The organism is Stieleria maiorica, assembly GCF_008035925.1.
Classification (GTDB): domain Bacteria; phylum Planctomycetota; class Planctomycetia; order Pirellulales; family Pirellulaceae; genus Stieleria; species Stieleria maiorica.
The window spans coordinates 5,196,110-5,207,746 of sequence record NZ_CP036264.1 but is presented as its reverse complement, the minus strand read 5'-3'; the positions used below and the strand labels follow the sequence as shown (position 1 = coordinate 5,207,746).

General features: G+C 58.6%; 8 protein-coding genes. 4 read left to right on the top strand and 4 right to left on the bottom strand.

All coding sequences use genetic code 11. The annotated features are described in order from the left end of the window. Positions 1-41 precede the first annotated feature (41 nt). The gene (locus tag Mal15_RS17660; protein ID WP_147868974.1) at positions 42-2,387 is read right to left on the bottom strand and encodes a polysaccharide biosynthesis tyrosine autokinase; all 2,346 of its coding nucleotides are present in this window, start codon (positions 2,385-2,387) and stop codon (positions 42-44) included. A 266-nt stretch (positions 2,388-2,653) separates the two neighbouring features. Then, entirely contained in the window at positions 2,654-3,802 is a 1,149-nt protein-coding gene (locus Mal15_RS17655; RefSeq protein WP_147868973.1) for an exosortase/archaeosortase family protein, read from the bottom strand. A 732-nt stretch (positions 3,803-4,534) separates the two neighbouring features. Here Mal15_RS17655 and Mal15_RS17650 point away from each other — a divergent pair. The 4 genes from Mal15_RS17650 to Mal15_RS17635 all read left to right on the top strand — a co-directional run bounded on the left by Mal15_RS17650 (position 4,535) and on the right by Mal15_RS17635 (position 8,690). Continuing rightward, entirely contained in the window at positions 4,535-5,620 is a 1,086-nt protein-coding gene (locus Mal15_RS17650; RefSeq protein WP_147868972.1) for a hypothetical protein, read from the top strand. Between the two features lie 244 nt (positions 5,621-5,864). Beyond that, positions 5,865-6,587 (top strand): lamin tail domain-containing protein, encoded by a 723-nt coding sequence (locus Mal15_RS17645; RefSeq protein ID WP_167546880.1) that lies wholly within the window; start codon positions 5,865-5,867, stop codon positions 6,585-6,587. After that, positions 6,584-7,612 (top strand): FemAB family XrtA/PEP-CTERM system-associated protein, encoded by a 1,029-nt coding sequence (locus Mal15_RS17640; protein ID WP_233902861.1) that lies wholly within the window; start codon positions 6,584-6,586, stop codon positions 7,610-7,612. The genes Mal15_RS17645 and Mal15_RS17640 overlap by 4 nt, the downstream gene beginning before the upstream one ends. Positions 7,613-8,249: 637 nt before the next feature. Beyond that, positions 8,250-8,690, top strand: a complete 441-nt coding sequence (locus tag Mal15_RS17635) for a hypothetical protein (protein WP_167546879.1) — start codon at positions 8,250-8,252, stop codon at positions 8,688-8,690. 434 nt (positions 8,691-9,124) lie between these two features. On the opposite strand, the gene Mal15_RS17630 is transcribed toward Mal15_RS17635, so the two are convergent. Continuing rightward, positions 9,125-10,972, bottom strand: coding sequence for a prenyltransferase/squalene oxidase repeat-containing protein (locus Mal15_RS17630; protein WP_233902860.1), 1,848 nt, complete (start codon positions 10,970-10,972; stop codon positions 9,125-9,127). Further along, a complete protein-coding gene (locus Mal15_RS17625) occupies positions 10,969-11,403 on the bottom strand; it encodes an ExbD/TolR family protein (protein WP_147868970.1) in 435 nt (144 codons plus the stop codon). The genes Mal15_RS17630 and Mal15_RS17625 overlap by 4 nt, the downstream gene beginning before the upstream one ends. Positions 11,404-11,637: the final 234 nt, after the last annotated feature.

Here is an 11,637-nt window from a genome sequence, read left to right as displayed (position 1 = left end):
GCGACAGTCCCTACCGCAACTTCTGACAGCAATAAAGTTGATTAAGTCGCGCTCCCGGGCAAATTGGTGAAGTTGCTATAGTTGTAGTCGCCGTAGCGGTAGGCGTATTGTCGCGGGGTAACGCCGCTGAAGATGGTTCCGGCCACGTTCGCTCCGGCAGACTCGAGCCGATGCGTCGTGCGAATGACGCTGTCCATGCGCGTCACGTCTCGCATCGCACAGACGAGCGTGGTGTCGACCGACGCGGCAACCGAGAGCGTTTCGCCGGCTGACAGGACCGGTGCGGTGTCGAAGATGACGTACTCGTACCGATCCAGAATGTCGCTGACGAGACTCTTCATCGATTCGGGCGACATCAAACGGTGCGGGCTGGCTTTCAGACGTCCTGCCGGCAAGATATGAATCAGGTCACCGAGTTCCGTCTGAATCGCTTCGTCGAGTGTCGCTTGATTGGTCAGCACGCCGCTAAGTCCGGGTTCCAGGCTGATCCCGAAGTGGTCGTGCTGGTCGGGGCAACGCATGTCTGCGTCAACCAACAGCACGGTCTTTCCGCTCGATTTTGCGAGTGAAATGGCCAATTGCGACGCCGCGGTGCTCTTGCCTTCGCCCGACATCGAGCTGACGATCGCGATCGATCGCGAGTGCTGGGTATGCTTGGACAGAAAGATATTTGCCCGCATCGTGTCCACACTTTCCTGAAAGATCCTCCGCCCTTTCGATCCACGCGAGGCGGTCGTGCTGGGCGATCGCGCGAGTTCGCCGATGACCGGGGCAATCGCTTGCGAAGAGTCCAAAACATGGGTGTCGGTCACCCGGTTCGTCTTGAACTCCCACAACAAACCGAGCAGCAGTGGGATCGCAAAGGCACCTCCGGACGCGACCAGCAGTTTCTTGACGGGGATATCTTCGACCGGGTGTCCCGGCGGCGTCGCCGGAGAGACCGAGCGTACCGCATCGGCCTGTGTGCGTTCGGTTTTGATCGCCGCCTTTCGGTCTTCCAATTTGTTCAGCAGCAAGCTCGCGCGACGGAGGTCGTCTTGAGCAAATTGAAGCTTGGCAGAATCATCAAGCAACGTCGTGAATTTCTCGGACTCTTGGTCGAGTTGCCGCTGAATGATTTTGATTTTTTCCTTCTTCTCGGTGATCATTCGCCGGTACTGACGCGTTGTTTCGGTGCGCAGTTGAGCATCGACGAGAGCCCGATTCTGACGGTCCAGTCTTTGCTTCTCTTCGTGGGCAGCTCTCAGCGCGGCGACCTTTTCTTCCCACTGCTTCTGTTGATGCTCGTAGTCGGCATCGGCAAGCGCCTCCAGTTCAGTCGCCGCTTTGGTCTCGGCAGCGGCCTTGGCGGTTTTTAGCGTCGCTTCCCATTCATCGCGTTTCTTTTTCAGTTCGGCGAAGTGCGTTTGGTTCAGTCGCCACGTCCCCAAGTCCTCCATCCGGACGATCTGCGCCTCGTACCGGCCAATCTGCTGCAAGGCTTCAACGACGCTCTCGTCTGAATTGACATAGTTGGCGATGTCGCCGGGGCCAATCACGTTGCGTGTCACTTCACTGGGCGGTGGAATGAAGGCCTCGGGGACAAACTCCCCGGCGTCCTCTTTGACATGATTCGCTTGCTCCATTTCTTCAAGCTGCAATTTCCCTTCGAGCTCGAAGATGTCTACACGCAAATCATTGATCTGACTTTCGTAACCGTTCAGCAGGGCCAGTCGGCTTTCGTTGCGCGAGAATCCCAAGGGGCTGCCCGGATCGTAGCCTTTCATCCCGATGGTCAGCTCGCGGACACGTGCTTTATGCTGTTCGACCTGCCCCTTCCAGTGATCGATTTCGGGGTCCAGCAATTCTTCGAGAATCGCGACCCGCCGTCCGTCCAACGCTTTCCGCTGCATCATGTAGGCTTCGACAATCGCGTTGCACACCTTTGCCGCATACTCGCGGTTGGCGTCCTCGTAGGAAACGATCATTCGAGCCCGCGAACCACCGTGCGAGATATTCAAGTTCTTGCGAATGTTCCGCTCGGCCTCCTCCGGGTCGCTCAGACTCGGGGCGGCCCGCAGTTCGGGGTCGCTCAGCACGGGCCGGAGCACGATCTCATCGAAAAAGATCGTCTTCTCGGTCCCCGCCAAGTCGCGCACGGTGTTGAACACGTCACGGTAGAGAATGTAATCCTGATTCGCCTCGATCAAATGCTGGGCGCGAAACCGAGGTTCGAAGGTCGCCAAGACGGAAAAGGCTGCCAAACAGGCCAACACCAGCCCCACGGGCACGGCCCAGTACCAACATCTCCGAAGGGTGACCCAAAGCAACCACGGATCGAATGCCTTCGCCTCAGTCTTCGGTTGGTTTCGAGCAATCGGGGCAGAAACAACAACGGATTGGTTCATTGAGGTAGTTCTAAGAAATTGGACGTAAGAAACGGCAACATCTGAAGTGGTGCGAGCCGGTCTGCCGAAGCAGCGACAGTAGTTCGAATTCAACCGATTGGTGCCTCTGCTCCGGGGTTGAAAGTCACAAACGGTTGCGGATTAGCGGTACACGGATGATAACCCCTAAATTCGTTAATGGGCCCCGTCTGTAGGGGAACGGTTACTCCATCATAAATGGGCTCGTGAATCTTTGCAGATTCTTTAAAGAAATCCCCGGTGTCACTTTAACCGGCTTCTGCGGGGGCGTCCACGCCCCCTCCGGAAGATCTGCGGTAGCTGAGTTCAGACTCGTGCAGGATCTCCCGCGCGGTCAGTTTCTTGACCGGTGCATACAAATGCTGCCAATAAACGCTCACCAGCCACATGATCCCGAAGGAAGCAAAAATCATTGCGATTCCAGAGAAATCGTGAATCATTCGGCGCGCCGAGTCGCTTTCGAACAGCAGGTAGCCGAATCCGATCAACACGATTCGTGCGGAGTTGACCAGGATCGCGGCCGGGATCGCCGCAACCAAGATCACGATCTTGTCCGACCAACTTCTGACGTTTGCAGCAGCCCAAAAGTAGGCGAATGCTCCCATCCCGACGAAAATCCTCAAGCCCGAGCACGCTTCTTCGATCGACAATTCTTCCTCACCGATCCAAACCACGTGGCCATGGGCGACGGCCGGCTGCCCCAAGACCCGCAAGAAAATCGTGCTCAATTCCGTCGCCACCCCCTGAAGCCGCCAACTGAGCATGCGTTCGGCTTGATAGGGCATCGGAACTGCAAAAATAAGAAACCCGACTGCCGGAAGCGACCAAAGCATGGCCTTGAATCCGAGCAGGCACCAGACCACACCGGCAACCAACGGCAGGATCGACCAGCCGTCCAGGAAATCCGCATAGGCCAAACGACTGACAAAACGCATCAAGATCGCCAACGCGATCAGCGACAACCCGGCCCAAGCGGCTTTGGGCGTTACGCCAGGGAATGATTCGATGCGATAGTAGCAGATCATGCCCGCGAGAACGGGGACGACCCAACCATGCGAATAGTCGGGTTCGTTGATCCACGAATCAGCCATCCACCATAGCGTCGGCCAGTAGCTGTACAGGAACGCGACGAACAGTCCGACCGCGACCAGCCAATAGGACGTCGGCCACTGCTTGGGACCGGAGATCTTGACCAGCTTGGCGTCCGCTCGGGGCCGTGCATAGGGCTGTTCTAAACTGAGGCGACCGTCCGGCTGGCCGCGTCGTTTTCGAGCCGCCACACGACTTCGCCCGGGGTCGTTTTTCGGGTTGTTCTGCTGAGGCGAACTGTCGCCGTCGTGCGCTCCGCGTTTGCCCGCCGCGCTGCCTGGCAATTTTCGTTTCTTGGGGCGGCCCATCGTATTTCGCCTGAAGCAGGGATCGTCGTGTTAGCGAGGCGTCGAACTTGATCGCTGAATTGGTTCCCGAGTCGGTCACAGCACGCCAGCGACCAGCAAAAACTCGGATCACCCACAAGCTTGGATGCGATCCGACACGTTGAGTCATTCTCCGCCTTCAGATTCGTCGACCACCCTACCACGGACTGCCCCTCGCATGGTCCTTCACGTGCGGTGGTCGTCGCAGCAGCAAGGATAAACTCATCACCGAGGTCGTCAATCAGCAAATTCGAAAACGTGTTGCCAAATCCCGGCTCAGAGCCGTTGATGCCTTCACTTTTTGTGCTTCGCTAGCTGGACTTTTTCATGTCACAGCACACACTGCCGACTCTTGGCGATCAGCGTTACAGTGATTCGGTGGGCGTTGCTTCGCCGACACCTGCATCGAACGGCTGGTCCGGATTGCAGTGGTGCTGCCTCGCCGACGAACCTGTGTTCGATTCGACTGCGGCGAACGTTAGATTCCGCATCTCCTGATGGAGATTTCGAGTCCAAGTCGCAAAAACTGCACGTTCAAACAGAGGGCCGATTTAAGATACGGGCCGGATCGTTTCCGTTGAGGGCAACTTTCGGGCTAACCAAACTGTCGCAACCAAGGAGTTTCCGCTTGTGCAAACCATCACACCAGACTCCACGCGCTCTTCGATCATACACCCCTCGGCTCCTTCCACTCTTGCAGTCAATCCCGTCCGTATGAATCTGTGGTCAGCGAAGCGTTGGGGCGCGAGGGTTCGTAAGCGAGGGGAGGAAACCTGGGTCGATCTAAAGCAGCCCTATGCACTGGTCGGGTCCGACCCGCGATGCGATATCCAAATCGGCGATTCAAAGCTGCCGCCAGTGGTGTACTTTGTCGTCGCCTGTGGTGATCGGATTGAGGTTTGGCCGACGTGTCCACTTGCCTATCCGATCTGGGGTCGGGTCAGCAAGAACCATGTTCTGATGGTGGGCAGGTCCCGGATTCAGTTTTTCTTTAAGGACGAACGGGACATCGATTTGGGGCAAGAGGCAGACCTCGATGACGATAGTGCCGATGTCACACAGGATTCGGTCCTCTCCCTGGCCTTGCAGGGCGGTAGCGTGAGTGAGGGGCAAGACGCTGCGAACCCTGTCGAGCAATCGTTGCCATCGGCGACCTTGATTTTGGATTGGGGGCGGGGGCCGCGATACAAGTCGCTCAATCGAAATGTTTCGATCATCGGAGAGGATCACCCCAGTCTCATCCGCCTGCACAACGCAGATCTTGAGCGTTGCGATCAGGGGATCGTCTGTTTCGGCGAATCCGTCTGGCTCGTTGAACTTCATCCGAGCCGGCTGTCGCCAAACCAGCCCACGATTCGGCGGGTCTGCCCCGGCGACGAATCGGTCCTGGTCGGCGGCATCCATTTGTGGGTTGAAGGAACCAATTCGCTCGATCTCGACAAACTAAAGAAGTCCGCGACGTCAGCGGGTGATTCGCCAGCCACGGCGTCGGTCGGTGCGACATCGCCAAGGGGCGATGCGATGAACGGAGGTTTGATTCGCCGTCACGATCACGCCGCCGATGTCCCCCGTCCACAGCGACGCCTGACCGTTGGTGAGTCCCAATCGGAGGACGATCCTGAATGTCTGACAGTGACGTTGACCGATCGCGTCCTCGAAGCCGGAGTTCGAAAATCATTGCGGCGTCGCGTTTTGAAAACTGCGGCAATCGCCACCCTTTTGATTCTCGCTGTCCTGCTGGTGGTCGCGATCCTGTTCATGGGCATGTTGCCTACGATTCGAGCCATCTACGGCTATTAGGATCCTGCAACCGAAATCGAATCCGATCGACTTGGCGGCCCGCGATGTTTTGTCCGGCGTTTTAGCACAAACGGGGGTGCATCAGACTCTCTGGATCGAGTAGGGCGTCGGTCGTCTATCCAAGTATTTTTCGTTCGGGTGGTCTGAAGGTCCGACCCGGTGTTGATCGATTGGGGGAAATGGGTGATATTCTCCGCCAACTCACTGGGGCGTCGTTTCCTCAATACTCATTCGGATGGAGCCAATGTTTGCTCGCTCGTTTCAACACCTTGTTTTCGCTGCCATTGTTTGTTCCGCCGCCTTCGCGCAAGCCGGTGTTGTGATCACGGAGGTGAATTACAACCCCGAAGGTGCGGATGAAAACTACGAGTACATCGAGCTCTACAATGCGTCCGCGACAAGTGTCGACTTATCGAATTACGAATTAACACACTCGGGCAATTTTGAGGTGTTTGGCAGCTTGTCAGGGCAATTGGCACCAGGGGAAACCATCGTCCTGTACAACGATAACCTCGGAGCGTTCTCTAACTTTTCTTGGTCACCTCCCCAGCCGATCCGATCGCTGGCTGTCACCGATTGGCGTTCCCTCCAGCCGGGGCTCAATCCTCCCAGCCTTACGCTGGCAGAGATTACGCCGGCCGATCCCGCCAATCCCTACGAGTTCTCGATGTTCGATTTCGATGATACGTTTGGCGACGGCTGGCCGACCCCCGAAGTAGGAAAAAGCATTTTCCTGATGGACCTGACAAGTTATGCCCCGTCAAATTGGGCGACGTCGGATCCGTTGCACGGATTCGCCTTATTGGATTCTGAAAACAGTGGGATCGGTTCACCCGGTTATCAACTGTTTCCGGTTCCCGGACCGCCGACGGTCCCAGAACCCACGTCGCTGGCGGTCTTTGCCGTGCTGGGACTGGGCTCGGTCAGCGTTCGGCGTCGACGCCGACGATCTGGAGCGCGCGTTTGAGTGACGTTGATGTCGTTTCCTGGCCGATTGATTGGCCCTCGATCCACCGTGGAGCTTTGCCGGCGCTTGCCGGGCACCACCCCGCCTGGATTGCGGCGTTGAAACAGGGATTGGGGCATTCCGTTCACGTGGCGGTTGCGAAGGATTCGACGACGTGCCTTGGCATCCTTCCCCTCGTCTTCGTTCGCGGGCCGATTTTTGGCAAGTTCCTGGTCAGCTTGCCGTATCTGAATACCGGTGGAGTATGGGCTACCGATTCAAACGTCGCTGGACAGTTGATCGATGCGGCGTGTGATATGGCGGATCGATTGGACGTGAAGTACCTGGAACTTCGCCACGAACAGCCGGTCGAGCATCCGAAATTCAATTTCGAGCGGACCGACAAGTTTCATTTGCGATTGCCGCTGCCGGGAAGCGACGAGGAATTGGACAAGTCGTTTAAGTCCAAGCTGCGGAGCCAGGTCAAGAAGTCGGGGACGTATGGTTCGACGGTGCATTTCGGCGGCGCGGAATTGCTCGGTGAGTTTTACGACGTCTTCGCGCACAACATGCGTGACCTGGGAACGCCGGTATTCTCAAAGAAACTTTTTTCGAGCATCTTGAATCACTTCGCGGGCGATGCGGAACTCTGTGTGGTCCGCAATGAAGGCAAGCCGATCGCGGGTGGATTGATCGTGCACAGCCGCGGTGTGACGGAAGTGCCTAGCGCGAGCAGCTTGCGAGAGTTCAATCGCACCGGTGCGAACATGTTGATGTATCGCAATCTGCTGCGGCGGGCCATTGAAAAAGGCAGCCACACGTTTGATTTCGGACGCAGCAGCGAAGATGCGGGGACATACAAGTTCAAGATGCAGTGGGGCGCGGAGCCGCATCCGGCCACCTGGCAGTATTATGTCCGCAAGGGCGATCCGAATGAGATGCGCCCGGACGCCGGAGGAAAGAAGCGGTTGGTCGAAGCCTGGCAGAAGCTGCCGGTCTGGCTCACGAAGCTGATCGGTCCGTCGATCGTTCGCGGGATCCCCTAACGCGGCGGCAAAGCCCGTATGCGACGAACGCGAGCGGCCGAATCGTTTCTCGTGCCGCCACGGGCCGCTCGCTAACGCTTCCCGCTGGCATCGTTTGGCCGGTGCTTCATCATTCTGTCTTCCCGTTGTCGATCGCGTTGATGCGAGCGTTGATGGCCGGTGGGCCCGCGTACTGGGAACGGGCTTCGTCGCCGCACAAACGTCGCAGCACGTTGTGTTTCCGACGGGAAATTGGTGAAAGGGCGGACATTTCGGTTTAAGCCGCCGGCGCGCCGAGTCACATTGTTGAAACCCATTTCCCATTCGGGAGGGAGTATGCGAAACTGGTCGTGTACTGGGTTTGCACGTGAAGGGCGCGCGTTGGGATGCTCGCGGGAAGCGAGACGGCGGGTTGATTGAGTCCGATCACACGTGGGATCAGCCGTTTCGCGCGAGCGTACGGGCTTGCTGTACCAAGAAAACGCACTGGCGCCCGTAGGCTCGCGCCAAACGGCTGATTAAATCAACAGGCCGGTGAGCGAGCGGCCTGTTGGTTCACTCCGCGACCAGCGGGGGCCACTCGCTTGCGCGTCGTGCTGGCATCAACGCGTGCGGGCTTGTTGTCCACACTTCCACTTTTTACTGAGAGCGGTGAATGATGAAGGTTACTCCATCCCTGGTCGGCGTCGGCCTGGTTGCTTTGCTGGCTGTCTGCTTGGCGAATCAATTGAGTGCGCAAAACGGTTCACAAGATCCGTCTGATTCCAAGGCGAAGTCCGCCGACGAAGTCCCGCGTGCGGCGCTGTTGACCGAGCGCGGACGGCAACTGGCCGAGGAGCTTCGGATGCTCAAACGCAGCCGCGATTCGATGGGCGCCAAGCACCCGACGCTTCCGCTGGTCAACCAGAAGATCGAAGCGATTCAAGAACAGTTAGAAGCTTGGGAACCGGCGATCGGCGCGCCGCCGCAGAATCCGTTTCACCCCGATCTGGAATCCAGACCGCAAATGAATGATTACGACTTGCGGCAAATCGTGATCCGCTTGACCAAACGCGTGGAGTCGCTCGAGAAACGGGTCGCAGAGTTGGAAGGAAAATAAATGCTAGCGGGAAGCGTAACGGCCCGTTGAATTAATCAGCCGTTTGGCGCGAGCCTACGGGCACCCGAGCGTTTTCTTGGTATCGGAGGCCCGTACGCTTGCGCGAAACGACTGATCCCACGTTTGATCGAACTAAATCAACAGACCGGTAAGCGAGCGGCGCGTGGGGGTGGAGTCTAAGAAGAAGGCAAAACGATGGGGCAGTATTGCTAGCGGGAAGCGTGACGACCTGTTGAATTAATCAGCCGTTTGGCGCGAGCCTACGGGCGATCGTGCATTTTCTTGGTATTGGAGGCCCGTACGCTTGCGCGAAACGGCTGATCCCACGTGTGATCGAATTAAATCAACAGGATGCGTGAGCGACCGGCGGGTGAGCCCACTCCGCTACCAGCGTGGGCCACTCGCTTACGCGTCGTGCTGGCATTCCACGCGGCCTACTCCGGCCGACCCGCGATGCGGGTGTTGGCGTTTCGGATGGCGTGGCGGTAGTAGGATTCCAAACACAACGTGGCCATTGACGTCGTGTACACCGTGCCTCCATAGCCGCCCCAGACAGTGTCCGCCGACCAGCTGCCGTCGGCGCGCTGCGTCGCCAACAAGCGGTTTTTCAGTGCGGCGTTCCAGCGCTCCCAGGCCGCATCTTGTAGCTGATGGAGCGCCAGCGAGGCGTAGTACCAGTAGTAATAGTTGTCTTGCCGCATCCCCGGCAGGGATTCCAGCAGATAATGTTCCGCTTCATCAATCTCGATTTGCGGGACGTCTTCCCCGATCAGCAAACGCGTCGCCAAGGCTTCGGCGGTCATCGTTCGGCTGACCGCTTCACCGGGACGATAGCACGCCAATCCGCCATTGCCGGCGCGAACGCTGCGTAAGAATCGTGCTACTCCCGCGACCGATTCCCGCTGGATCGCAATCCCCGCCCGTTTGCCTCCGTCCAGCACCATTGCTTGCCAACCGAGCTGGCTGAGGTCGCCGGGATCGCCGCGCGTGTAGCGCCAGCCGCCGGTGACCGGGTGCTGCATGCGGACGGTGTGGGCGATCGCACGACGGGAGGCTTCGATCGCCGATTTGTCCTGCGTCATCACCGCGGCTTCGCAAAGTGCCAGCGCCGCCATCGAGTGACAATAACTGGCCGCATAGACCGTCGCGTCACCGCTGAGTGATCCGTCGGGATGTTGGTGTTGAATCAGATACGCCAACCCGCGATAGACGTTTTCGGCATAGTCGCCGGAAAGGTGCGTGTTGCCGGCACCCATCATGGCCAGCAGCGACAGCCCCGTCAGCCCCGTCGTGCTCTTGCTGCCCGCGCCCGGCCGACGTTCGCCCAGCGGCATCCGATCGACACCGCCGCCGGACGCTTGGGGATCCCACGCGCCGTCACGTCGTTGTGCCGCGGCCAGAAATCGAAGCGCGGCTTTCACGGCCGCTTCGGTCTGTGCGTCGCCGCCGGTTTGTGCAATGGCCATCTGTTTGGCCGCACCGACTCGGTTGGCAAAGTCGGCTTCTTCGGATCCCGGGACGACCGCCGCTGCAGCACGTGTGCTTGCGGTGCGCTCAACCGGTTCGGATGGCCGAATCGGTTCGGTCGACGGTTTGGCCGAATCCGTAGCGACTGTCCGTTGTGTCGGTTCGGCAGCAACGGAGGGATCCGAAGGGGCAGCGGCGGGTGTGTCGGTTTCGTCGGGGACTTCGGCCGCGGCGAGACTGTCGGCGACCTCCAATTGAGATTGCAGCAATTGATCAAGCGACGCATCGAGGGCCTGAGTGATCGCGTCGATCGCCGCGACGGATTCCACTTGAGACGGGACCGCCAATGACTCCGGCATCGTTTCGACAATCGACTCGACCGGGGACGGCGTGTCGGCGTCCGTGGCGGGTGCTTCCAAAACCGGGGTGTCAAAAGGCTCGGCCAACAAGTCCTGAAGCTCCGCCACCGGCAACGGTTCGATCGCCGGGTTGTCGCTGTCGCCCGATGCGTCGTCGACCGCCAAGTCGGGATCGAAGGTGGAAAACGTCAACGCTTCCACTCCGTCCGTCTCCGGAGCAAGTTCGTGCGTCGCCGATCCGCCGTTGTCGTTTGCCTGGTACGGCACCAGGTAAATCAGAACTGCATGCAACGCCACCGACAGGACCAGGCAAATCGTTCCTGCGGCACGTCCATCGCGTTTGGCGCGGCGAAACAACCAAATTGTGATCGCCAACAGAATGACCGCCACAATCGCGACGGCATAGATCAGTCGTGGATCGTCCCACAGCCCCGTGATTTGACCGATCAGGTTCAACGAAGCATCCCTCCGCTTCCGCCCGAATCCACTTTGACGGCGATCCCGATTTGAGCCACACCCGAGCGGCGGACCGTGTGAATCGTCTCCGCGAAGCCTTGCAGTGAACCCGCGCTGTCGGCGCGTACGACCACCTTCAGATCCGGGTACTGGGCGAATTGGGTCGCCAGGACATCGGCGAGCTGCTCGTTGGTGACGGCCTGTCCGTCCAGCAACACATTTCCTTCGGCGGTCAACTCGACCACACGTTCATCGGGGACGCGCGAGATCGCTTGCATCGGCCCGACCGAAGGGACCGAGACGTCGATGCGGCTTTCCGATTCGCTGAATTTGCTGCCGACCATGAAGAAGATGACCAGCAAGAACACGACGTCGATCATCGGCGTCAAGTTGATCGTCACGTCGTCGTTGGATCGATTGCGTTTGGCCATGGGAGTTGAAATGCGCGAGTCGAGTCGCGAGTCGATAGGGGGTGATGATGCCAGCGGGACGCGTTAGCGAGCGGCGGTTGGAGGGGGCAAAACGATGGGGGCAAAACGATGGGGGCAAAACGATGAGGGCAAAACGATGGGGGCAAAACGATGGGGCAGAAATGCTAGCGGGACGCGTTAGCGAGCGGCACGTGTCGGGGAGATTTGCATGTGAGGGAAGGCAGAATGATTCGG

Coding starts and splice junctions, on each gene's coding strand:
- Mal15_RS17660 (WP_147868974.1), bottom strand. CDS start 2,387: ATGAACCAATCCGTTGTTGTTTCTGCCCCGATTGCTCGAAACCAACCG.
- Mal15_RS17655 (WP_147868973.1), bottom strand. CDS start 3,802: ATGGGCCGCCCCAAGAAACGAAAATTGCCAGGCAGCGCGGCGGGCAAA.
- Mal15_RS17650 (WP_147868972.1), top strand. CDS start 4,535: ATGAATCTGTGGTCAGCGAAGCGTTGGGGCGCGAGGGTTCGTAAGCGA.
- Mal15_RS17645 (WP_167546880.1), top strand. CDS start 5,865: ATGTTTGCTCGCTCGTTTCAACACCTTGTTTTCGCTGCCATTGTTTGT.
- Mal15_RS17635 (WP_167546879.1), top strand. CDS start 8,250: ATGAAGGTTACTCCATCCCTGGTCGGCGTCGGCCTGGTTGCTTTGCTG.
- Mal15_RS17625 (WP_147868970.1), bottom strand. CDS start 11,403: ATGGCCAAACGCAATCGATCCAACGACGACGTGACGATCAACTTGACG.